This is a genomic window from Stenotrophomonas sp. S39, assembly GCF_016624665.1.
Taxonomy (GTDB): Bacteria; Pseudomonadota; Gammaproteobacteria; order Xanthomonadales; family Xanthomonadaceae; genus Stenotrophomonas.
Genome location: NZ_JACVTT010000084.1, coordinates 1 through 21,547 on the forward strand (window position 1 = coordinate 1; position 21,547 = coordinate 21,547).

Genomic DNA, 21,547 nt, shown 5'->3' on the forward strand with positions numbered 1-21,547 from the left:
GTTGCCGGCCAGCGGCCGGCACTACCGCAGGTGCAGGGCGCAGCCCTGCCGGTGCTACGCTACCGCCACCGACAACCACGGAGGCGGGATGGGGGCGATCGTGTTGTTGCCGCTGGGCGTGGACGATGCCGCGCTCGACCGCTGCCTGGCCGCGCTCGATACCGGCACCGCAGCGGGTACCGCCGTGTGGCTGGCCGACGACGCCCAGGCCGGGCCGCGCGCCCAGGCCGTGGTAGAGCATTGGCTGACACAGACGCCACTGCAGGCCGAGTACACCCGCCGCGCGCGCCCGCTCGGCGAAGTCGCCCACCTCGATGAAATGCTGCGCGCCTGCGAGGGGCTGGACGTGGCCGTGCTGGCCCCGGACAGCGTGCCCGCGCCGGGCTGGCTGCAGCAGCTGCAGGCCGCCTTCGCCCGCGATGCCGCCATCGCCACCGCCACGCCCTGGTGCAACGCGGGTGAAACCGCCGCGTGGCCGCGGCTGGGCGAGATCAATCCGGAACCGGCCGATCCCGCGCTGCTGGCCCACACCTGTGCATCCCTGCCCAACCTGCACCCGGAACTGCCCTCGGCGGTGACCCATGCGGTGCTGGTGCGTGGCAACGCGCGCCGCCGTGCCGGTGGCCTCGACACCGACAGCTACCTTGGCTGGAACGCCGCGCTGGTCGACCTCAGCCTGCGCATGGCCGGGCTGGGCTGGCGCAACGTGCTGTGCGAGAACGCCTTTGTCAGCCGTGCCGGCGAGGCCGCGAGCCGCGAGGGCGACCTGGAGGCCCTGGCCGCGCGATGGCCGGGCTGGATGCCGCGGCTGGCCGACTTCCTCATGCACGATCCGCTGCATGCGCTGCGCGATGACCTGCAGCAACGGTTGCGGCAGGCGATAATGCCGCGTGACCAGGGTGACCTGTTCGCCATGCCCACGCCGCCGGAGTCGCCTGCTTGAACCCTGCCATTGCCGCCATCGTCGTCACCTACCAGAGCGGCAGCACCATCGATGCCTGCCTGTCGCGGCTGCGCCAGGCGCAGGACGTGGCACAGATCCGGGTGGTGGACAACGGTTCGCAGGATGACACGCTGGAAATCGTGCAGCGCCACGCCAGCCACGATCCGCGGGTACGCTTCATCGGCAACCCGGACAACCCCGGCTTTGCCGCCGCCAACAACCAGGGCGTCGCCGATTCCAGCAGCCCGTGGCTGGCCTTCATCAATCCCGACCTGCTGGTGGAGGAAGACACCCTGGCGGCGCTGCGCGAGCGCGCGCTGGCACTGGGTGATTGCCTGCTGGGCGTGGAGCAGGTGGACGAGCACGGCTTCGCCGACGACGCCGTGCGCCGGCGCGATCCCGACTTCCTGGCCATGCTGCGTTCGCCTGGCCGCGGCGGGCGGCTGGCGATTCCACGTGACCCGGCGCAGGCGCTGCAGCGGGTGCCGGCATTGTCCGGCGCGCTGCTGCTGATGTCGCGTGCGCTGTTCGACCGCATCGGTGGCTGGGACGCGGGCTACCGCCTGCACGCCGAGGACCTCGACCTGTGCCGCCGCGTACGCGATGCCGGCGGCGTGGTCGCCATCGCCAACGATCTGCGGGTGACCCACGTGCGTGGGGTGTCCAGCCGGTCGCGGCCGTTCTTCGTTGAATGGCACAAGCACCGTGGGCTGTGGCGCTACTTCAGCAAGTTCGAGGCGAAGCAGCGCTCGGCGCCGGTGCGGGTGATGGTGTGGGGGGCAATCTGGGCCCATGCGCTGATGCTGGTGCCGCGGCTGCTGCGCAAGGCGCTCTGATCCCTGTAGCGCCGAGCCCACGCTCGGCCGCTTTCCGTTCCGGGTCCATGACGTCTGACGCAGGAGCAGCCGAGCATCGGCTCGACTCTACACAGCGGCGCCGCGAATCCGCGATTCACCCGAACGGGCGCATAATTGGCCCATGGCCATCATCCAGTCCCTGCTCGACACCGACCTGTACAAGTTCACCATGATGCAGGCGGTGCTGCACCAGCACCCCGGCGCCCTGGTCCAGTACCGGTTCAAGTGCCGCACCCCCGGTATCGACCTGGCGAACTACATCGACCAGATCAACGAAGAAATCGACCACCTGTGCAGCCTGCGCTTCACCAGCGAAGAGCTGGACTACATGCGTGGCCTGCGCTTCGTGAAGCCCGACTTCGCCGATTTCCTCGGCCTGTTCCACCTCGATCGCAAGTACATCCAGCTGCAGCCGTCCAAGACCGTGCCCGGCGAGATCGACCTGGACATCACCGGTCCGTGGCTGCACACGATCCTGTTCGAAGTGCCGCTGCTGGCGATCATCAATGAGGTCTGGTTCCGCAACACCACCACGGCGGATTTCGCCGAGGGCGAACGCCGCCTGCAGGCCAAGGCGGCGCTGCTGCGCGATACCCCCGGCTTCGAACAGTGCCGCATCGCCGATTACGGCAGTCGCCGCCGCTACTCGCGCGACTGGCATGCGCGCCTGCTGCCGCTGCTGCGCGATGCGCTCGGCCCGCAGCTGGTCGGCACCAGCAACGTGCACTTCGCCCGCCTGTACGGCATGACCCCGCACGGCACCATGGCCCACGAATACCTGCAGGCCTTCCAGGCCCTGGGCCCGCGCCTGCGGGATTCGCAGGTGGCGGCGCTGGAATCGTGGGCGCGCGAGTACCGCGGCGACCTCGGCATCGCGCTGTCCGACGTGGTCGGCCTGGATGCGTTCCTGCGCGATTTCGATATGTACTTCTGCAAGCTGTTCGACGGCGTGCGCCACGATTCGGGCGACCCGTTCGACTGGGGCGACCGCATGCTCGCCCACTTCCAGCAGCGCCGCGTCGATCCGCGCAGCAAGGTCCTGGTCTTCAGCGATGGCCTGGACATCACCAAGGTGATGCGCCTGTACGACTACTTCCGCGGCCGCTGCCAGGTGGCGTTCGGCGTGGGCACGCACCTGACCAACGACCTGGGCCCGACCCCGCTCAACATCGTCATCAAGATGGTCCGCTGCAATGGCCAGCCGGTGGCAAAGTTGAGCGATTCGCCCGGCAAGAGCATGTGCGATGACCCCGGCTACCTCAGCTACCTGCGCCAGGTGTTCGAACTGCCGCCGGAAGTGCCCCAGGGCTGATTGCCCGGGGCCGGTTGCGCTGGGCGGCGACGCTCAGGGGTAGTCGACGCGCACCAGGTAAGCCCCCTGCAGCGGCTGCTGCTTCGGGGCTTCCAGGCGGTAGCTTTCCGAAAACACCAGATCGCCCGCGCGCAGGCTGCGGGCAGCCACGGCCAGCTGCTGGCCCTGGCGCTTGCCGTCGCGCAGCACCGCGCCCTGGCCCTCATCCATCGCCACCAATGCCACCGTCGCGCCCTTGGCCGACAGCGGGCAGCCTTCCAGGCGCAGCTGCTGCTGGTCCACGCGCGCCGAGCACCCCGGATCAACGATGCGACCGCTGAAGCGGATCGTGCCGCTGTCGGCATGTGCCAGCGAACTGACGCCCATCAGGGCCACGCAGAGCAGGATCGAGGTCTTCATGACGTTCTCTGGTTCGGTATGTGTCTGTTAACGACAGCCCGGAACAGTCTTTAAGGGTCAGAGTTTCGATCTGGAAGGCGCGTCACTGAGCAACAGTGATGCGCGTCAAATATTGCGTTTTTGCCTTGAAAACAGCTTCCTCCTCGCCCTGTGACACGCGCGTAAACCCCCGCTGCGCAGGAGTGTGACGTGCGTTCGATACGCGCCAGCGGCATGGCGGGTAGCACGCCAAATATTTGGCGTCAATGTGCGATGCGACACGTTCATTGCGTGAACTGCATCACATTTGTGATCTATACTGTCGGCTCGGACCCCAAGGATGGCGTCATCGCGGGTCCGGCCACAGGTGAGACGCAAGGATGGGTCTGATGCCCGGCAGTGCTCCTTGCTTCCTCCTCTACGTCCACATTCCTCAGTAGGGTTAGAAAGCAAATGCGCAAGATCAATCTGTTCGCCGTCCTCCTGCTTGCTGCCGCACCGCTGGCCGCCAACGCCGCCGATGGCACGATCACCTTCAAGGGCAAGGTCACCGACGTCACCTGCCAGATCACCACCCCGGCCGGCAAGGACTTCACCGTCAACCTGCCGACCGTGTCGAAGGCTTCGCTGGCCACCGTCGGTGCCACCAACGGCCGCACCCAGTTCGCCATCAACCTGAGCAAGTGCGGCACCAACAGCAACGTCGCCACCTACTTCGAGCCGGGTTCCACCGTTGATTTCGCGACCGGCCGCCTGCTGAACCAGACCCCGACCTCCGCCAATGGCGCAGGCAACGTGCAGGTCCAGCTGCTGGGCAGCAACTTCGACGTGCTGCCGATCAAGGCCGCCAGCTCCGGCCTGGCCCAGACCAACTCGCAGTGGGTGAACACCGGCACCGCCGGCACCGCCGACCTGAACTACTACGCTGAGTACTACGCAACCGGCGCAGCGTCGGCTGGCGAAGTCAGCACCAGCGTCAAGTACACGATCATCTACAACTGATCGTTGCCGCCTGGTCCCTGTCCGGTGCCAGCACCGGGCAGGGGCATTGCCTTCACCCACGGGTAGTTCCTCCGATGAAAGCCTTTCTTTCCCGGACGCTGCTGACGGCCGCGTTCTCACTCGCCCTGTGCCAGACGGCGCTGGCTGGCGTGGTCATCAATGGTACGCGGGTGATCTACCCCGGCCAGGCGCGCGAAGTCACCGTGCAGGTGGACAACGTGGGCGATTCGCCTTCCCTGGTCCAGGCCTGGATCGACAGTGGCGATGCCAACCAGACCGCCGACAGCAGCGATGCGCCGTTCGTGCTGACGCCGCCGATCAGCCGCGTCGAGCCGGGCCGCAGCCAGGCGCTGCGCGTGATGTTCACCGGTGCCAAGCTGCCGACCGACCGCGAAACGGTGTTCTGGTTCAACGTGCTGGACGTGCCGCCTTCGCCGGCCCGCACGGGCGATGCCGACCAGAACATGCTGCAGGTGGCATTCCGCTCGCGGCTCAAGCTCTTCTACCGCCCGCAGGGCCTTCCCGGTACCGCCAACGAAGCGCCCGCGCTGCTGCGCTGGAGCCGCTCGGGCGACCGCCTGCGCGTGGAAAACCCGAGTGCGTACCACGTCACCCTGGCCGAAGTGCATGCGTTGGCAGGCACCCGCGACGAGGTGGTCGAGGACAAGGGAAAAATGGCCGCGCCCGGCCAGAGCATCGAATTCACCGTGCCTGCAGCGACCACGCAGGTGCGCTTTGTCACCATCAATGATTTTGGCGGGCGCGTAGAGCGCACCGTCGATCTCGCCCGCGGGAACTGATCGAACGGCTGCATGCAGGCAGCGCGCCCCGTCATGGCTGCACCACGGCCGTCGTCAAGGAATGTCAGTGTGATTGGAAACAGATTGACATTGTCGATCCGGCAGGCCGTATGCCTGCTGGCCGCTGGGGCCGCAAGCCCTGGATGGGCTGTGGCCGCGCCTGCAAACCTGGGCGAGCAGGCATTGATGGCGCAGAGCACCGCAGCGACCGCCGCGCCTCCGGAGCAGGCCCAGTTCAATTCCAGTTTCCTGTCCGGCAAGGCCGGCCAGGTCGATCTTGCCGCCTTCGCCAACGGCAATCCGATGGTCGCGGGCAGCTACCGCGTGGATGTGTACGTCAACGGTGCCTGGCAGGGGCGTCGTGACGTCGAGTTCAAGGCCGATGCCCAGGGCAAGGTCGACGCCTGCCTGGGCCTGCCCATGCTGGAGGAATTCGGCGTGGACAGCGAGGCCGTCCTGGCCCAGCAGGACCCTGCCGTGCCCACGGCCGCCGATGCCTGCGTGCCGGTGCAGCAGCGCATGGCCAATGCCTTCGGCACGTTCGACAGTGGCAGCCTGCGCTACGACCTGAGCATCCCGCAGGTGTTCCTGCGCCGACACGCGCGCGGCTACGTCAACCCTGCGCTGTGGGACCGCGGCATCAACGCCGGCTTCCTCGGCTACACCTTCAATGCCGTCGACAGCCAGACGCGTACCGAAGGCGGTGGCCGCAACCGCACCGCCTATCTGGGCCTGAACTCCGGCATCAACCTGGGCGGCTGGCAGCTGCGGCATGATTCCAACCTGACCTGGAGCGACGGCAACGGGCGCCATTGGCAGAGCATCGCCACCTATGCCCAGCGTGGCATCGCGCAGGTGCGCGGCATGCTGACCGTCGGCGAAGCGTTCACCAGTGGCGAACTCTTTGACTCCATCGCCTACCGTGGTGCCAGCCTGGCCACCGATGACCGCATGCTGCCCGACTCGCTGCGTGGCTACGCGCCGGTCGTGCGCGGCATTGCTGAAACCAACGCGCGGGTGGAAGTGCGGCAGAGCCAGCAGCTGATCTATTCCACCACCGTGTCGCCCGGCAGCTTCGTCATCGACGATCTGTACCCCACCGGCTACGGCGGTGACCTGGAAGTGTCGGTCATCGAAGCCGATGGCCGCCGCCGCACCTTCAGCGTGCCGTTCGGCTCGGTGCCGCAGATGCTGCGCGCGGGTGTCTCGCGCTATGCAGTCACCGCTGGCCAGGTGCGCAACGACCTGCTGCGCGATGATCCGTGGCTGCTGCAGGGCACCTGGCAGCGTGGCATCGACAACCGGGTGACGGTCTACGGTGGCAGTGCGTTGAGCACCGGCTACGTTTCGCTGCTCTACGGTGCGGGCGTGTCGACCCCGGTGGGTGCGTTCGCCGCCGATGTCACCCATGCGCGGACACGCCTGGATACGCTGGGCGAGCGCTCCGGCGCCAGCGTGCGCCTGAGCTACAGCAACCTGATCGGCGAGACCAACACCAACCTGACCCTGGCCGCGTACCGCTATTCCACCGGGGGGTTCTACAGCCTCCAGGACGCACTGATGGTGCGCGACGACATCAGCCGCGGCAACGACCCCAGCGTGCGTGGCCGCCAGCGCAGCCAGTTCCAGGTGACCCTCAACCAGCCGCTTGGCCTGCGCGGTGGTTCGCTGTACGTCACCGGTGCGCTGCGCGACTTCTATGACCGCCCGGGCACCAGCAAGCAGTACCAGGTGGGCTACAACAACGCCTGGCGCTCGTTGAACTTCGGCGTGTCCGCCATCCGTACCGAAGAAGGACTCGCCGGCACTGCCGACACCCAGTACCTGCTGTCGATGAGCGTGCCGCTGGGGCAGGGCCGCCGCCAGCCGATGTCGTTCAGCGCCGACGTGGGCGTGCGTGATCGTTCGGGCTATGACTCCAGCCGCATCGGCATCACCGGCTCTGCCGGCAGTGACAACGAACTCAGCTACGGCGTCGCGCTGTCCGACAGCCGCGAGGGTGGCACCACCGGTATCGCCAACGCCGAGTACCGCAGCCGCTATGCAGCGACGAGCGCGTCCTACGGGTACTCCAGCGCATTCCGCCAGTTGGCGGTCGGCGCGACGGGCAGCCTGGTGGTGCATGGCGGTGGCGTAACGCTTTCGCCGCAGCGCGGTGACACGCTGGTGCTGGTGCAGGCCGCCGGCGCCCGTGACGCCCGCGTGGCCAATGCGCCGGGCTTGCGCATCGATGGTCGTGGCTATGCCGTGGTGCCCTATGTTTCGCCGTACCGCCTCAACACGATCACCCTCGACCCGCAGGGCATGTCGCTGGACGTCGAGCTGGAAGGCAGCAGCCAGTCGATCGCCCCGTACGCCGGTGCGATCAGCCTGCTGCGCTTCGAAACCCGGCAAGGTCGCGCGCTGCTGATCCAGGCGCATGGCGCCGATGGCAGCACGCTGCCCTTCGGCGCGCAGGTGAAGGATGCACAGGGCCAGCCGGTGGGCATGGTCGGGCAGGGTGGCCGCGTGTACGTGCGTACCGCCGATGACAGCGGCCAGCTGCAGGTTGAGTGGGGCGACGACGCGGATGCCCGCTGCACGATCGATTACACGGCGCCCGCCAGCGCCGACGCCGGCCCGGCCGGACTGACTACCGTGGAGGCCCTATGCCGTTGATGTCGTTCCGCCGTGGCACTCTGGTGATGGCGCTGCTGGCTGCGGGCACGGGCCTGTCGGGGCAGGCGCTGGCTGCGTGTTCAATCGATACGCGAGGCTTCATTGCCCAGGACGTGGAAATGGACATGGGGCAGGTGGTCATCCTGCCAACCACGCCCGTGGGCGGTGTGATCAAGCAGTTGAGCGTGCCGATCATCGCAAGGAACAGCGTGGCCAGCTGTGACTGGTGGGCGGGTGGACGCTCGGTAGGCGTCTACTTCAACGCCGCGCAGCAGCGGCTGTCCCCCGGGTACTCCAATGTCTACCAGACCGGCGTGGAGGGTGTAGGCATCCGCCTGTACCGCGACTCGGGCGCCATCCAGACCTATTACCCGCATCAGATCTCCTACTCTGCCGGATCGACCATCTCGCTGGTCGCGGGCCAGTTCAAGATCGAGCTGATCAAGACTGCCGCGGTGACGGGGTCGGGGATCATCGCGCCCAATGGGCGCTTCACCAATTACTACTTCGACGGTGATGGCGCTGGCCGCCCTGTGCTGACGTCGTCCTTCAAGGGGGCGGGCACCACCGTTGTCAGCCCCACCTGCGAAGTGGATGCGGGCAGCCGCAACATCGTGGTCGATTTCGGCAGCGTGCCCAACGACAGCTTCACCGGCGTGGGCTCGCGTGCCGTGGATCGCGATTTCAACATCAACCTGCGCTGCCAGGGCAGCAACGTGGCGCAGTACCAGAGCACCATCGGCATCCAGCTCGATGCCACGTCGGCCAGCGGCAACCAGCCCGGGACGCTGGCCCTTACCAGTAGCAGCAACAGCGCCACGCGCATCGGCATCCAGATCGTGCGCCGCAATGGCAGCAACGAGCAGACGATCCGCTTCGGCGACAGCCTGATGCTGGGTGATACGGTGACCGGCAGCTCGACGATGTCGCTGCCGCTGCGCGCGCGCTACGTCCAGACCCAGGCCGGCACGGTGGGGCCGGGTGAAGCCAACGGCACTGCCACGTTCACGATTACCTACAATTGATCTGCCGCTGGGCATGGCCCGTCTGCGGTAGTGCCGGCCGCTGGCCGGCAACCGCGATCTGTTACTCCAACGCGTAACGCAGCACGAACAGCGTCGCCACCAGCCACACCGCCGGGTGCACTTCACGCCAGCGGCCGGTACCGGCCTTCAATGCGGCATAGGCGATGAAGCCGAACGCCAGGCCATTGGCAATGGAATAGGTGAACGGCATCGCCAGCGCACACAGCGCGGCCGGCACCGATTCGGTCAGGTCGCTCCAGTCCACTTCCACCAGTTCGCGCAGCATCAGGCCGGCCACGAACAGCAGGGCAGGCGAGGTGGCATAGGCGGGCACCATCGCCGCCAGCGGCGAGAACAGCAGTGCGGCCAGGAACAGCGCCGACACCACCAGTGCGGTCAGCCCGGTGCGGCCACCGACCTGCACGCCCGAGGCGCTTTCGGCGAAGGCGGTGGTGCTGCTGGTGCCCAGCAGCGAACCGGCCACGATCGCCGTGCTGTCAGCCAGCAGCGCACGGCCGAAGCGCTTCTGCGCGCCCGGCAGCTTCAGCAGGCCGGCGCGACCCACCACGCCATACAGCGTGCCGGTGGCATCGAACACTTCCACCAGCACGAACACCAGCACCACCTGCAGCAGCACCGCCAGCGGCGCGCCGCCGTCGTGGTGCAGCAGGCCGGGCAGGTCCAGCTGCAGGAAGGTCGGTGCCAGGCTCGGCGGCAGCGAGACCAGGCCGTGATACTGCACATCGCCCAGTGCCCAGCCGGCGCCGGTGACGGCGAGGATGCCGATCAGGATCGCACCGCGCACGCGCCGCGCTTCCAGCACGGCAATCAGCAGGAAGCCGCCCAGGGCCAGCAGCGGCGGTGCGGTATTCAGCGGGCCCAGGGCCACCAGGGTGTCTTCGTTGCCGACGATCACCCCGGATTTCTGCAGCGCGATGATCGCCAGGAACAGGCCGATGCCGGCCACGATGGCCGAGCGCAGCGATGAAGGGATGCCGGCCACCAGCCACGCGCGCACGCCGGTCAGCGACAGCACCAGGAACACCAGCCCGGAAATGAACACCGCGCCCAGTGCCTGCTGCCACGGCAGGCCCGCAGCACCCACCACGGTGAAGGCGAAGAAGGCGTTCAGGCCCATGCCCGGGGCCATGCCCACCGGGAAGTTGGCCGCCAGTGCCATCACCGCCGAGCCCAGTGCCGCAGCCAGGCAGGTGGCCACGAACACCGCGCCGGCATCCATGCCCGTGGTGCCCAGGATTTCCGGGTTGACGAAGACGATGTAGGACATCGTCAGGAAGGTGGTGACACCGGCCAGCAGCTCGGTACGCACGGTGGTGCCGTGCTGCTGCAGCTGGAACAGGCGTTCGAACAGGGACATGGGGGTTCTCACAACAATAAGGAGTCACCACCAACGGTGGTGACCTACCCAAATGCAGAACGTGGGTACCGACCGTTGGTCGGTACGCCTCAAAGCGTCACCACCAACGGTGGTGACCTACCAGAATGCAGAACGGCCGCGCAGAGCGCGGCCGTTCTTTCTTTCTTATTTCAGCGCCTTGAAGCGCAGGCGCTTCGGCGCAGCGTCGTCGCCCATGCGGCGGCGCTTGTCTTCTTCGTACTCGCGGTAGTTGCCCTGGAAGAACTCCACGTGCGAGTCGCCTTCGAACGCCAGGATGTGGGTCGCGATGCGATCCAGGAACCAGCGGTCATGCGAAATGACGAAGGTGTTGCCCGGGAACTCCAGCAGCGCATCTTCCAGCGCACGCAGGGTTTCGATGTCCAGGTCGTTGGACGGTTCGTCGAGCAGCAGCACGTTGCCACCCTGCAGCAGGGTCTTGGCCATGTGCAGGCGGCCACGCTCACCACCGGACAGCGAACCGACCATCTTCTGCTGGTCCTGGCCCTTGAAGTTGAAGCGGCCGATGTAGGCGCGCGACTGGATCTCGATGCCGTTGATGTTGAGGATGTCCAGGCCGCCAGCGATTTCCTGGAAGACGTTGTGGTTGCCTTCCAGCGCGTCGCGGCTCTGGTCCACGTAGGACAGCTTCACGGTCGGGCCGACCACGATCTCGCCGGTGTCCGGCTTTTCCTGGCCGGTGATCATCTTGAACAGGGTCGACTTACCGGCACCGTTCGGGCCGATGATGCCGACGATGGCGCCGGCCGGCACCAGGAAGCTCAGGTTGTCGAACAGCAGGCGGTCGCCGAACTTCTTGGAGACGTTCTTGAACTCCATCACCGCGTTGCCCAGGCGCTCGCCCGGCGGGATGAAGATTTCATTGGTCTCGTTGCGCTTCTGGTAATCGACCGACTGCAGCTCTTCCAGGCGGGCCAGACGGGCCTTGCCCTTGGTGCGGCCGCCCTTGGCGTTCTGGCGCGACCACTCCAGTTCCTTCTGGATCGCCTTCTGGCGGGCCTTTTCCTGGTTGTCTTCCTGCTTCAGGCGCTCATCCTTCTGGGTCAGCCAGTCGGTGTAGTTGCCCTTCCACGGAATGCCGCGGCCGCGGTCCAGTTCCAGGATCCACTCGGCGGCGTTGTCCAGGAAGTAGCGATCATGGGTGACCGCCACCACGGTGCCGGTGTAGCGCGCCAGGAACTGTTCCAGCCATTCCACCGACTCGGCGTCGAGGTGGTTGGTCGGTTCGTCGAGCAGCAGCATGTCCGGCTTCTGCAGCAGCAGGCGGCACAGCGCCACGCGGCGCTTTTCACCACCGGACAGCTTGCCGACCACGGCATCCCACGGCGGCAGGCGCAGCGCATCGGCGGCCACGTCCAGCTGGTTTTCCAGGGTGTGCGCGTCGCCAGCGGCGAGGATCGCCTCCAGGCGCTCCTGTTCCTTGGCCAGGGCGTCGAAGTCGGCACCTTCCTCGGCGTAGGCGGCATACACCGCTTCCAGCGCGGCCTGGGCCTGCAGCACTTCGCCCACGCCTTCCTCGACCGCTTCACGCACGGTCTTGGTCGGGTCCAGCTCCGGTTCCTGCGCCAGGTAGCCGACCTTGATGCCGGCCTGCGGGCGGGCTTCGCCCTCGAAATCGGTGTCCACGCCGGCCATGATCTTCAGCACGGTGGACTTGCCGGCGCCGTTCAGGCCCAGCAGGCCGATCTTCGCGCCCGGGAAGAAGGACAGCGAGATGTCCTTGATGATCTGCCGCTTGGGCGGGACCACCTTGGACACGCGGTTCATGGTGTAGATGTATTGCGAGGACATGAGGTCTCCGTAGGGGCGCGGCCCTGCACCCGTCCGTCAGCGGGAAGATCCCGGACGACAGCGGGCACAGACTGAATGGAATACCCCCAATTATAGCCGGAACCGGTTCCCGGCCGCGCCTGTCGGCGCCCCGCGGGGCTGGCCGAAGGCTGAATACAGAGTGCAATACGTCAACGGGAAGCGTTTCCAGCCGGAAACGGTTCAGATCGCCTGCGCAATATGGACATCACCACCCACCCAGCAGAGGTCTGTCATGCGCATCAACTTCATCGTGGCCGGGGCCATGGCCTCTGTACTGGCCCTGGGCGCCGTCACCCCGGCATTCGCCGACAACGACCACCGTGACCGCCGCGAATGGCGGGAAGACCGCCGCGACGATCGCCGCGAGTACCGCCACGATGTGCGCGAGGCGCGCCGCGACTACGAACGCGACCGCCGCGATGCACGCCGTGACTGGCGCCGCGACCATGACCGTCGCTACTACCATCCGGCGCCGCCGCCGCCGCGCGTGGTCTACCGCCCCGGCTATCGCCCGGGCCCGGGCTACGGCTGGCAGGTCGGCCACCGCTACCGTGATTACTACCGTGGCCCGATCTACGTGGTGAACGACTACCCGCGCTACCACCTGCGTCGCCCGCCGTATGGTCACCACTGGATCCGCGACGACCGCGGCAACATGCTTCTGGTGGCCATCGCCACCGGAGTCATCGCCCAGTACGTGCTCAGCCGCTGAGCCGGCGGTCACATCCACGCATGGCGTGGATCTACTGACCTGCCGGGCCAGATCCATACGGGGCCGGATCTCCTCCAGGGGATCCGGCCCTGCGTCCATTCCGGCCCCGGCGGGCCGCCACGGGGCTACAATCAGAGGCTGTGCCATCCCCCTTTTTCCCTGCCTGCCGGAGTAACCGATGTTCCCGCGTGACGTCCGCATCGAAACCTACGATCCCGAACTGGCCAAGGCCATCGCCGCCGAAACCCAGCGTCAGGAAGACCACGTCGAGCTGATCGCCAGCGAGAACTACACCAGCCCGGCCGTGATGGAGGCCCAGGGCAGCCAGCTGACCAACAAGTACGCCGAAGGCTACCCGGGCAAGCGCTACTACGGTGGCTGCGAGTACGTGGACATCGCCGAGCAGCTGGCGATCGACCGCCTCAAGCAGCTGTTCGGTGCGGACTACGCCAACGTGCAGCCGCACAGCGGTTCGCAGGCCAACCAGGCCGTGTACTTCGCCCTGCTGCAGCCGGGCGACACCATTCTCGGCATGAGCCTGGCCCACGGCGGCCACCTCACCCACGGTGCCAAGGTGAATGCTTCCGGCAAGCTGTTCAACGCCGTGCAGTACGGTGTGAACGACCAGGGCCTGATCGATTACGACGAAGTCGAGCGCCTGGCCCTGGAGCACAAGCCGAAGATGGTCGTGGCTGGTTTCTCGGCCTACTCGCAGGTGATCGACTGGGCACGCTTCCGCGCCATCGCCGACAAGGTCGGTGCCTACCTGTTCGTGGACATGGCCCACGTGGCTGGCCTGGTCGCCGCCGGCGTCTACCCGAGCCCGCTGGAACACGCCCACGTGGTCACCTCGACCACCCACAAGACCCTGCGCGGTCCGCGCGGCGGCATCATCGTCGCCAAGGGCGCCGACGAAGACCTGGTCAAGAAGCTGCAGTCGGTGGTGTTCCCGGGCATCCAGGGTGGCCCGCTGATGCACGTCATCGCCGCCAAGGCCGTGGCCTTCAAGGAAGCGCTGGAACCGGGCTTCACCGCCTACCAGCAGCAGGTGGTGAAGAACGCCCAGGCGATGGCCAACACGCTCATCGCGCGCGGCTACAAGATCGTCTCCGGCGGCACCCAGAACCACCTGATGCTGGTGGACATGATCGGCAAGGACGTGTCCGGCAAGGATGCGGAAGCCGCGCTGGGCAAGGCCCACATCACCGTCAACAAGAACTCGGTGCCGAACGACCCGCGTTCGCCGTTCGTGACCTCGGGCCTGCGCCTGGGCACCCCGGCGGTCACCACCCGTGGCTATGTCGAACAGGACTGCGTGGACCTGGCCAACTGGATCGCCGACGTGCTCGACGCCCCGGCCGATGACGCCGTCATCGCCCGCGTGCGCGACGCCGTCAGCGCGCAGTGCCGCAAGTACCCGGTCTACGGCTGACCGGGGAGCGGGGTCGGATCCCTTCCCGCAGGGAAGGGCTCTGACCCCAGCATCGAAGGAGAGCACCGCGCATGGATGAGCGTCTGCACAAGCGCCTGCACCTCGTGCAGGCCCTGCTGTTTGGCCTGCCCGGCGTGCTGCTGGGCGGCACCGTGGCCCTGGTGGGCGTGTACTCCGGCCTGATGCAGGAAACCCGCCTGCTGAGCCGGCTGCTGCTGGTGTGCTGGGGCACCGCCGGGGCGCTGGGCATTGTTGCCTGGTTGCACATCGGCGCCGGTTTCCTGCTGCAGGGCCGGCCTGGCCTGCAGGCGGTGGGCCGGGTGTGGTGGGCGTTGCTGGCGCTGGGCGCGCTGGCTGCGGTGCCCGCCGCCGTACTGGGTCTGGTGGTCGGCCTGACCGAACGCATGGAGGGCTTCGGCCTGTTGCTGTTCGGCCCGCCGCTGCTGCTGCCGGCGGCGCATCTGGCCTGGCTGCGTCGCCGGCAACGCCTTGCCGCACAAGGCTGAGCGCCGCGCGGATTTGCTGCAAAAGCGCTTCTCAGGTACCTTTGCGACGCTGCCATGACGATGGCATGACGTTCTTTCCCGAGCCAGGCGTTCCATGTATTGCCCCTTCTGCCAGCATGCCGATACACGGGTCATCGACTCGCGCGTCTCCGAAGACGGCGCGACGATCCGCCGTCGGCGTGAGTGCGAGGCCTGCAACGAACGCTTCAGCACCCTGGAAACGGTCGAGCTGAAGCTGCCGGCCATCGTCAAGAGTGATGGCACCCGCGAGGCCTTCGACCAGCGCAAGGTGCGCGCCGGCTTCGACCGCGCGCTGCAGAAGCGCGCCGTGCCGGAAGAGAAGATCGAAGCGGCGGTGCGCGCCGTGGTCCACCAGCTGCGCATCAGCGGCGAACGCGAAGTGCCGTCCATCAAGGTCGGCGAGTTCGTGATGAACGAACTGCGCAAGCTCGACCATGTCGGCTACGTGCGCTTCGCCTCGGTCTACCGCAGCTTCGAGGACGTGGCCGATTTCCGCGAAGAAATCGAGAAGCTCGAACGTGAGCTGCCGGCCAGCACCGAACAGCTGCAGCTGCTGGGCGATGTCATCGCCCTGACCAAGAAAAAGAAGGGCTGACGGCCTCCATCCACGCATGGCGTGGATCTACTTTGCCCCGCTTGGTTGGCGCCGTTGCCCCGGTGGGTGCCAACCGTTGGTTGGCACTGATGGCAGCGTTACCATGGCCGCATGAGCACTCCGTTCACCGTCCTTGACCACCTGCACATGGCCAACGCATTGCGTCTGGCCGAGCGTGCGGCCTACACCACCCGCCCCAATCCCATGGTCGGTTGCGTGATCGCCCATGGCGAACGCGTGGTTGGGCAGGGCTGGCACCAGCGTGCCGGCGGCCCGCACGCCGAGGTCTTCGCTCTGCGCGAAGCCGGCAGCGAAGCACGAGGTGCCACCGCCTACGTCACCCTTGAACCGTGCGCGCACTACGGGCGCACGCCGCCGTGTGCGCTGGCATTGATCGACGCGGGTGTATCGCGCGTGGTCGCGGCGCTGCGCGATCCGTTCCCGAAGGTCGATGGCGGTGGCTTCAACCTGCTGCGCGAAGCGGGCATCGAGGTGGCCGAAGGCCTGATGGCCGCGCAGGCGCGTGAACTCAACAAGGGCTTCCTGTCCCGCGTGGAGCGCAACCGCCCGTGGCTGCGGGTGAAGCTGGCCGCCAGCCTGGACGGTCGCACGGCGATGGCCGATGGCAGCTCGAAGTGGATCACCGGCGCCGCCGCACGCGAAGATGTGCAGCACTGGCGCGCGCGTGCCGGCGCGATCCTGACCGGCGCCGACACGGTGCTGGCCGACGATCCGATGCTGACCGTGCGCCTGGCCGATACCGAGGTGATGCCACCGCTGCGCGTCGTGCTCGATTCGCGCCTGCGCTCGCTGGAATGCAGCCGCGTGCGCGAGGGTGGAGCGCCGACGTTGTACGTGCACGATGCCGCGGTGAGCGCGCCGGATGCGGCCGACGCCGAATTCGCCAGCGTGCCGAGCGTGGATGGCCGCCTGGATCTGGGGGCGGTGCTGGCGCTGCTGGCCGAGCGTGGCATCAACGAAGTGCATACCGAAGCCGGTGCCACCCTGGCCGGTGCGCTGCTGCGCGGCGGCTGGGTCGATGAGCTGTTGCTGTACCAGGCACCGACGCTGCTGGGTGATACCGGCCGCCCGCTGCTGGCCGGCTTGGGCATCGAGGCGATGGACCAGCAGCGACGCCTGCGCGTGGTCGACCAGCGCCAGGTGGGCGACGACCTGCGGTTGCTGCTGCGCGCGTGATGCGGTGAAAGGCATCCACGCATGGCGTGGATCTACTGCGCGCTTGATGCGGTGAAAGCCATCCACGCATGGCGTGGATCTACATTGCGCGTGATGCGGTGACATCCATCCACGCCTGGCGTGGATGGATGCGCCTGCGCCGTTACCGCATTACGCGCACTCGTCGGTCCACATCATCTGTGCGATCGGGCGCAGGGCCTTGCACTCCTGCGTCATTTCATCGGCCGATTGCACCTGGGCCTTGGCCTTCAGTTCTTCGGCCATCGCGTCCACGCCACTGATCTGGTCCGGGGCGATCTTCGCCACGCAGCTGCGGTGCTGCTGCAGCAGCAGGTCGCAGCTGGGCACGCCGGTCACCTTCGGTGCGCTGGCGGCTTGGGCATCTTCGCTCCACTGCTCGAACGGCGCGAGCGCTTCCAGCACCGGGCTGATCAGCTGATCGAAGCTGCCAGTGAACCAGTACGCCTGCTCTGCGCCGGAGTACATCTTTTGGCTGCCCTTCACCGTGCGCCGCGCGCCGCTCTTCAGTGCCTGCGTGTAGGCATCGATGAAGCGGCGGCGTGCGGCGGGGTCGTCACTGGTGATGCTGGCGATGAACAGCGGGCGCACGCTGTCCAGGTCCACCACCTTGCAGCTGAAATCGACCGTGGCGATCTTCTGCCCGTCCACGTACTCGTTGTCTTCGATGGTGCTGCCGGTGGCGCGGCAGGCCGATGCCTTCAGCACCTTGGCGAACATCTCTTCGGTCGCCGCTGCATCGGGCGTGACGCCGATGCTGGCCTGCACCGCCATCAACGGTTCGGCCAGGGCCTTGGCCACCGCGCCCGGTGGGAGCGTCAACGCGTCCTCGCTGTCGGGGTCGCTGCGCAGGGCATCGTTGAGCGTGCGCGCGGCAGCGGCATCGTCTTCAATCAGCACGCGTGCGTACTGGTCCAGCGATTGTTCGGGCGTCAGCGCCGGCGCGGCGGTGGTCAACACAGGGGCGCACAGCAGGGCGCTGGCGAGCAGGGTGCGCAGGGGAGTCTTCATGACGGTGTTCCGTTTCCAGTGGGTAGTGCAGAGGCGCGAAAGACTAGCGCATCTGCACGCAGATGCGATGGCAGGGGCGTGCACGCCATGCCGCCACGCGGCTACTTTTCCAGCAATGTATCGGCCAGCGTTTCCGGAAAGATCGAGAGCAGTACCGGGGCAAGGAATCGGATCGTGTCGCCGTCGGGGAAGTAGCCCGTCCCGGCACTTCCTTCCAGCAGCGCGGTGCCGGTGATCGTCTGCTGCTCTGCCATGCGCAGCTCCGAGGCGATCAGATACGCAGCAAACACCTCGTCGTCCTGCAGTTTCTGCTGGATGGCCGGGTCGGCCAGCAGGCCGCTTTCTGTGTTCCACACCGGTACCTGACAGGTGTACGGGACCTGCGCCTGCCCGCCCGGTACAGCTTCGGCAATGGCCTGCCCAGGCACGGCCCGGCAGCGGCTGCTGGCGTACGTTCGGGTGATCTGGGCTATCACTGCCTCGATCACTGCGGCGGGGACTACTTCATCTTCCCCTTGGTTGAACACCTGTTCGTGCATTTCCGGCAGGAGGCGTGGCAGCTGCCGGATGGTATCGGTCTGCCACTGGGCGTCCGCGGGCAGTGCGCGGGTCAACGCTTCAGCGGCCTGGGTATTGCTTTCCAGCAGGGCCTGCGCGTACAGGTCAAAGGCCTGCTCGGGGCTCAGCTTTTCCGAAGCGGTTGCCTGCGCGGCAAAGGGCAGGCACAGCAGCAGGGCGAGGCGGTAAGCCAGCATCATCCATCCAGAGAGGGAAAGGGCAGCAGCCTGCGGCAGCAGCCCGCAGGACGCCATGCAATTTGTCTGAAAAGACAGAACCAAAAAAAACGGGCCCCTTGCGGGGCCCGTTCGATTACACGACGAGGATCGAGCAATCAGAAGCTGGCGCGCACGCCGGCCGAGAACTGGGTGACGTCGCGGTAGCCGGAGATCTCGCCCACCAGACCCCAGGTCTTGGTGAAGTTGATCTGGCCACCGAGGGTGCCGACCCAGGTGCCTTCAAAGTTGTTGCCGCCATCCATGTAACCGGCCTTGATCCAGGCTTCGGTCATGGCCGAGGGCTTGCCACGCAGGCCCATGGTGGCGCGCACGAGGTTGGTGTGGTCCTTGTCGGTGATACGACCGAAACCGTCGAAGTCCGCCTTGATCTCAGCCTGCTGGCGTACCCATGCGATGTCGGCGGTGTAGTCCACGCGGTCGCTGAAGGGCATGTGGTAACCGATGCCCAGCTCCGGCTGGTTCAGTTCCAGCTTGGCGTGGCCGTAGTCATAGTTGTACGACTTGCTGGCGTAGTTCCAGGCGCCGAACACATGTACCTGCTCGGCCAGGGCGAACGAGCCACGCACGTAGCCACCGTCCAGCTTGGGGTCATCCAGCAGGTCATCGTCGGTCTGGAACTGGGTCCAGCCACCTTCCACATAGGTGTAGCTGAGGCCGTCGGCCGAGGCCGTGAACGGGGCGGCGGCCAGCAGTGCGGCCACGATCAGGATCTTGCGCATTGGTTTCCTGTGAATTGCAGTCCATTGGCGGGCCACCCTGTTGGCGGTCCGTGGCGACCTCATGTCGTCCGAGGCTTGAGTTTAATGAAAGTTTTACGAATTGCGAGCGACGGACGTCACAGCTGGCGGTCGGTTCATCTGGGGGACGGATCCGTTCAGGGCAGGGGTCGGATCCCTTTGCAACGCAAAGGGCTCTGACCCCAAGCGGGCCAGACAAGGGGTCAGAGCCCTTTCCTGCGGAAAGGGATCCGACCCCGTTCAGCCCAGGCTGGTACACTGGGCGGGCCGGTTCGCCGGTACACAAACGTCTTCAGGGCGGGGTGCGATTCCCCACCGGCGGTAGGTGCGCAAGCACGAGCCCGCGAGCGCCCCGGCCTACGGCCGGGGGTCAGCAGATCCGGTCCAATGCCGGAGCCGACGGTCATAGTCCGGATGAAAGAAGACGGTGCCACAGGGCCTTTGCGGTCCTGCGCCCGCCTGTTTGCCTTGCGGCGTTTTTCGCTCACTTTCCGCGGAGAACGTTTCTTGTTTACTGGAATCATCGAAGGCGTCGGCCGTCTGGCCGCTCGCGAATCCATCGGCGGCGATGTCCGCTTCACCTTCAATGTCGGCAGCCTGCCGTTCGACCACGTGCAGATGGGCGAGAGTATCGCCATCAACGGCGTCTGCCTCACCGTCATCGCATTCGACGCCAGCAGCTTCCAAGCCGACGCGTCCACCGAGACCCTGGGCCTGACCACGCTGGGCCAGCTGGGTGAGGGCGCGGTCATCAACCTCGAACGCGCCATGCGCCCGACCGACCGCCTCGGCGGCCACCTGGTCAGCGGCCACGTCGATGGCCTCGGCCAGGTCCTGTCCATCCACGAAGATGCACGTGCCCAGCGCTGGCGTTTCGCCGCGCCGGCCGCCCTGCGCCGCTACATCGCCAAGAAGGGCTCGATCTGCGTGGACGGCGTCAGCCTCACCGTCAACGAAGTGGACGAGGAGGGCTTTGAAGTCGCCCTCATCCCGCACACCGTGGCCAACACCGCCTTCTCCGCCACCGGCGTGGGCAGCGCGGTGAACCTGGAAATCGACCTGGTGGCGCGCTACGTGGAGCGATTGATCAGTGTGCCGACCAACGGTCAGCACCCACAGGGAGATGCAGCATGAACTTCGCCCCGATCCCCGAGATCCTCGAAGACATCCGCCAGGGCCGCATGGTCGTCATCGTCGATGACGAAGACCGCGAGAACGAAGGCGACCTGATCATGGCCGCCGAGCTGGTCAAGCCGTCGGACATCAACTTCATGGTCACCCATGGCCGTGGCCTGGTGTGCCTGCCGCTGACCCGCACCCGTGCCGCCGATCTCGGCCTGGCGCCGATGGTGCAGGCCAATACCGCGCAGTTCCAGACCAATTTCACCGTCAGCATCGAGGCGGCCGAAGGCGTGACCACGGGCATTTCCGCCCATGACCGCGCCCACACCATCCGTACCGCGGTGAAGCCGAACGCCAAGCCGGCCGACCTGCACCAGCCGGGCCACATCTTCCCGCTGATCGCCCAGCCGGGTGGCGTGCTGACCCGTGCCGGCCACACCGAAGCCGGCGTCGACCTGGCCATGCTGGCCGGGCTGGAACCGGCCGGCGTGCTGGTGGAGATCCTCAACCCGGACGGCAGCATGGCGCGCCGCCCGGAACTGGAAGTGTTCGCCCGCGAGCACGGCCTGAAGATGGGCTCCATCGCCGACCTCATTGCCTACCGCCTGGCCACCGAAAAGACCGTCGAACGCGTGGACGAGCGCGACATCGACACCGAATTCGGCCCGTTCAAGCTGGTCACCTACCGCGACCGCATCGCTCACGACCTGCATTTCGCCCTGGTGCGTGGCACCCCGGCGGCCGACACCCCCACCCTGGTGCGCGTGCAGGTGGAAAACCCGTTGGCCGACCTGCTGCACTGGCGCCGCGATGATTTCGGCGTGGCCGCCACCGATGCCCTGCGCGCGATTGCCGCCGAAGGGGCGGGCGTGATGGTGGTGCTGTCGGCCCCGCGCGACGGCGAAGCCCTGCTGGCCCGCCTGCGCCAGCAGCCGGCGCCGGTGGTGCCGGGCAAGGACAAGGACGTGGGCCAGTGGCGCCGCAACGGTGCCGGCTCGCAGATCCTGTCCGACCTGGGCCTGGGCAAGCTGCGCGTGCTGGGTACCCCCCGCCGTCAGGTGGGCCTGGCCGGCTACGGCCTGGAAGTGGTGGAGACGGTCACCCTGTAAGCCAGCTTGGCGGGGGGGGGGGCCCCCCCCCCCGCCCCCCCCCCCCCCCCCCCCCCGCCGGGGTTTTTTTGGTCAAAAAACCGCAG

General features: G+C 67.0%; 20 protein-coding genes and 1 riboswitch. Of the genes, 14 read left to right on the top strand and 6 right to left on the bottom strand.

The features are described 5' to 3' along the window. Positions 1-88: 88 nt before the first annotated feature. The 3 genes from IAE41_RS17770 to pncB all read left to right on the top strand — a co-directional run bounded on the left by IAE41_RS17770 (position 89) and on the right by pncB (position 3,112). Complete coding sequence (locus tag IAE41_RS17770; RefSeq protein ID WP_200734034.1) at positions 89-943, top strand: glycosyltransferase; 855 nt, start codon at positions 89-91, stop codon at positions 941-943. Continuing rightward, positions 940-1,779 carry a glycosyltransferase family 2 protein gene (locus IAE41_RS17775; RefSeq protein ID WP_200734035.1) on the top strand — a complete coding sequence of 280 codons (840 nt, stop codon included), beginning with the start codon at positions 940-942 and terminating at the stop codon, positions 1,777-1,779. Before IAE41_RS17770 ends, IAE41_RS17775 begins: the two co-directional genes overlap by 4 nt. 142 nt (positions 1,780-1,921) lie before the next feature. Next, positions 1,922-3,112 carry a nicotinate phosphoribosyltransferase gene (pncB, locus tag IAE41_RS17780; RefSeq protein ID WP_200734036.1) on the top strand — a complete coding sequence of 397 codons (1,191 nt, stop codon included), beginning with the start codon at positions 1,922-1,924 and terminating at the stop codon, positions 3,110-3,112. A 33-nt stretch (positions 3,113-3,145) separates the two neighbouring features. Here pncB and IAE41_RS17785 read toward each other — a convergent pair whose 3' ends face one another. Further along, the gene (locus IAE41_RS17785; RefSeq protein WP_200734037.1) at positions 3,146-3,511 is read right to left on the bottom strand and encodes a type 1 fimbrial protein; all 366 of its coding nucleotides are present in this window, start codon (positions 3,509-3,511) and stop codon (positions 3,146-3,148) included. 432 nt (positions 3,512-3,943) lie between these two features. On the opposite strand from IAE41_RS17785, the gene IAE41_RS17790 reads away from it, so the two are divergent. The 4 genes from IAE41_RS17790 (at position 3,944) to IAE41_RS17805 (ending at position 8,975) form a co-directional block, all read left to right on the top strand. Further along, entirely contained in the window at positions 3,944-4,492 is a 549-nt protein-coding gene (locus IAE41_RS17790; RefSeq protein WP_079220598.1) for a fimbrial protein, read from the top strand. A 74-nt stretch (positions 4,493-4,566) separates the two neighbouring features. Next, complete coding sequence (locus tag IAE41_RS17795; RefSeq protein ID WP_108745945.1) at positions 4,567-5,292, top strand: fimbria/pilus periplasmic chaperone; 726 nt, start codon at positions 4,567-4,569, stop codon at positions 5,290-5,292. A 33-nt stretch (positions 5,293-5,325) separates the two neighbouring features. Beyond that, positions 5,326-7,950, top strand: a complete 2,625-nt coding sequence (locus tag IAE41_RS17800) for a fimbria/pilus outer membrane usher protein (protein WP_079220600.1) — start codon at positions 5,326-5,328, stop codon at positions 7,948-7,950. Next, on the top strand, positions 7,941-8,975 hold the full coding sequence (locus IAE41_RS17805) for a fimbrial protein (protein WP_200734038.1): 1,035 nt from the start codon (positions 7,941-7,943) through the stop codon (positions 8,973-8,975). The genes IAE41_RS17800 and IAE41_RS17805 overlap by 10 nt, the downstream gene beginning before the upstream one ends. A 61-nt stretch (positions 8,976-9,036) precedes the next feature. Here the strand turns inward: IAE41_RS17805 and IAE41_RS17810 are convergent, their stop codons facing one another. Together IAE41_RS17810 and ettA are read right to left on the bottom strand one after the other, a co-directional pair. Next, entirely contained in the window at positions 9,037-10,353 is a 1,317-nt protein-coding gene (locus IAE41_RS17810) for an NCS2 family permease (protein WP_164074859.1), read from the bottom strand. Positions 10,354-10,518: 165 nt separating this feature from the next. Continuing rightward, positions 10,519-12,183, bottom strand: coding sequence for an energy-dependent translational throttle protein EttA (gene ettA / locus IAE41_RS17815; protein ID WP_108767699.1), 1,665 nt, complete (start codon positions 12,181-12,183; stop codon positions 10,519-10,521). Positions 12,184-12,436: 253 nt separating this feature from the next. Between ettA and IAE41_RS17820 the strand changes: the two genes are divergently transcribed. The 5 genes from IAE41_RS17820 (at position 12,437) to ribD (ending at position 16,667) form a co-directional block, all read left to right on the top strand. After that, on the top strand, positions 12,437-12,916 hold the full coding sequence (locus IAE41_RS17820) for an RcnB family protein (RefSeq protein WP_079220604.1): 480 nt from the start codon (positions 12,437-12,439) through the stop codon (positions 12,914-12,916). Between the two features lie 178 nt (positions 12,917-13,094). Beyond that, entirely contained in the window at positions 13,095-14,348 is a 1,254-nt protein-coding gene (gene glyA / locus IAE41_RS17825; RefSeq protein ID WP_079220605.1) for a serine hydroxymethyltransferase, read from the top strand. Positions 14,349-14,419: 71 nt separating this feature from the next. Continuing rightward, positions 14,420-14,854 carry a hypothetical protein gene (locus IAE41_RS17830; RefSeq protein WP_200734039.1) on the top strand — a complete coding sequence of 145 codons (435 nt, stop codon included), beginning with the start codon at positions 14,420-14,422 and terminating at the stop codon, positions 14,852-14,854. Between the two features lie 94 nt (positions 14,855-14,948). Then, the gene (gene nrdR / locus IAE41_RS17835; RefSeq protein ID WP_079220607.1) at positions 14,949-15,470 is read left to right on the top strand and encodes a transcriptional regulator NrdR; all 522 of its coding nucleotides are present in this window, start codon (positions 14,949-14,951) and stop codon (positions 15,468-15,470) included. 111 nt (positions 15,471-15,581) lie between these two features. Beyond that, positions 15,582-16,667: a bifunctional diaminohydroxyphosphoribosylaminopyrimidine deaminase/5-amino-6-(5-phosphoribosylamino)uracil reductase RibD gene (gene ribD / locus IAE41_RS17840; protein ID WP_200734040.1), complete on the top strand. Its 1,086-nt coding sequence runs from the start codon at positions 15,582-15,584 to the stop codon at positions 16,665-16,667. Positions 16,668-16,817: 150 nt separating this feature from the next. Here ribD and IAE41_RS17845 read toward each other — a convergent pair whose 3' ends face one another. The 3 genes from IAE41_RS17845 to IAE41_RS17855 all read right to left on the bottom strand — a co-directional run bounded on the left by IAE41_RS17845 (position 16,818) and on the right by IAE41_RS17855 (position 19,212). After that, complete coding sequence (locus tag IAE41_RS17845; protein WP_200734041.1) at positions 16,818-17,696, bottom strand: hypothetical protein; 879 nt, start codon at positions 17,694-17,696, stop codon at positions 16,818-16,820. A gap of 101 nt (positions 17,697-17,797) precedes the next feature. Continuing rightward, positions 17,798-18,451: a hypothetical protein gene (locus IAE41_RS17850; RefSeq protein ID WP_200734042.1), complete on the bottom strand. Its 654-nt coding sequence runs from the start codon at positions 18,449-18,451 to the stop codon at positions 17,798-17,800. 137 nt (positions 18,452-18,588) lie between these two features. Further along, a complete protein-coding gene (locus IAE41_RS17855) occupies positions 18,589-19,212 on the bottom strand; it encodes a hypothetical protein (protein WP_200734043.1) in 624 nt (207 codons plus the stop codon). 302 nt (positions 19,213-19,514) lie between these two features. After that, positions 19,515-19,660: riboswitch (FMN riboswitch) on the top strand. Positions 19,661-19,737: 77 nt separating this feature from the next. Here IAE41_RS17855 and IAE41_RS17860 point away from each other — a divergent pair. Both IAE41_RS17860 and ribB read left to right on the top strand, forming a co-directional pair. Further along, positions 19,738-20,364, top strand: a complete 627-nt coding sequence (locus IAE41_RS17860) for a riboflavin synthase (RefSeq protein ID WP_200734044.1) — start codon at positions 19,738-19,740, stop codon at positions 20,362-20,364. Further along, complete coding sequence (ribB, locus tag IAE41_RS17865) at positions 20,361-21,461, top strand: 3,4-dihydroxy-2-butanone-4-phosphate synthase (protein WP_200734045.1); 1,101 nt, start codon at positions 20,361-20,363, stop codon at positions 21,459-21,461. Before IAE41_RS17860 ends, ribB begins: the two co-directional genes overlap by 4 nt. The last annotated feature ends 86 nt before the right edge of the window (positions 21,462-21,547 follow it).

What these genes read in the sequence shown, in the direction of transcription:
- IAE41_RS17770 (WP_200734034.1), top strand. Translation starts at nt 89, where the DNA reads ATGGGGGCGATCGTGTTGTTGCCGCTGGGCGTGGACGATGCCGCGCTC.
- ribB (WP_200734045.1), top strand. Translation starts at nt 20,361, where the DNA reads ATGAACTTCGCCCCGATCCCCGAGATCCTCGAAGACATCCGCCAGGGC.
- ribD (WP_200734040.1), top strand. Translation starts at nt 15,582, where the DNA reads ATGAGCACTCCGTTCACCGTCCTTGACCACCTGCACATGGCCAACGCA.
- IAE41_RS17805 (WP_200734038.1), top strand. Translation starts at nt 7,941, where the DNA reads ATGCCGTTGATGTCGTTCCGCCGTGGCACTCTGGTGATGGCGCTGCTG.
- IAE41_RS17810 (WP_164074859.1), bottom strand. Translation starts at nt 10,353, where the DNA reads ATGTCCCTGTTCGAACGCCTGTTCCAGCTGCAGCAGCACGGCACCACC.
- IAE41_RS17795 (WP_108745945.1), top strand. Translation starts at nt 4,567, where the DNA reads ATGAAAGCCTTTCTTTCCCGGACGCTGCTGACGGCCGCGTTCTCACTC.
- IAE41_RS17845 (WP_200734041.1), bottom strand. Translation starts at nt 17,696, where the DNA reads ATGAAGACTCCCCTGCGCACCCTGCTCGCCAGCGCCCTGCTGTGCGCC.
- IAE41_RS17855 (WP_200734043.1), bottom strand. Translation starts at nt 19,212, where the DNA reads ATGCGCAAGATCCTGATCGTGGCCGCACTGCTGGCCGCCGCCCCGTTC.
- IAE41_RS17790 (WP_079220598.1), top strand. Translation starts at nt 3,944, where the DNA reads ATGCGCAAGATCAATCTGTTCGCCGTCCTCCTGCTTGCTGCCGCACCG.
- ettA (WP_108767699.1), bottom strand. Translation starts at nt 12,183, where the DNA reads ATGTCCTCGCAATACATCTACACCATGAACCGCGTGTCCAAGGTGGTC.
- pncB (WP_200734036.1), top strand. Translation starts at nt 1,922, where the DNA reads ATGGCCATCATCCAGTCCCTGCTCGACACCGACCTGTACAAGTTCACC.
- IAE41_RS17820 (WP_079220604.1), top strand. Translation starts at nt 12,437, where the DNA reads ATGCGCATCAACTTCATCGTGGCCGGGGCCATGGCCTCTGTACTGGCC.
- IAE41_RS17830 (WP_200734039.1), top strand. Translation starts at nt 14,420, where the DNA reads ATGGATGAGCGTCTGCACAAGCGCCTGCACCTCGTGCAGGCCCTGCTG.
- glyA (WP_079220605.1), top strand. Translation starts at nt 13,095, where the DNA reads ATGTTCCCGCGTGACGTCCGCATCGAAACCTACGATCCCGAACTGGCC.
- IAE41_RS17800 (WP_079220600.1), top strand. Translation starts at nt 5,326, where the DNA reads ATGGCTGCACCACGGCCGTCGTCAAGGAATGTCAGTGTGATTGGAAAC.
- nrdR (WP_079220607.1), top strand. Translation starts at nt 14,949, where the DNA reads ATGTATTGCCCCTTCTGCCAGCATGCCGATACACGGGTCATCGACTCG.
- IAE41_RS17850 (WP_200734042.1), bottom strand. Translation starts at nt 18,451, where the DNA reads ATGCTGGCTTACCGCCTCGCCCTGCTGCTGTGCCTGCCCTTTGCCGCG.
- IAE41_RS17785 (WP_200734037.1), bottom strand. Translation starts at nt 3,511, where the DNA reads ATGAAGACCTCGATCCTGCTCTGCGTGGCCCTGATGGGCGTCAGTTCG.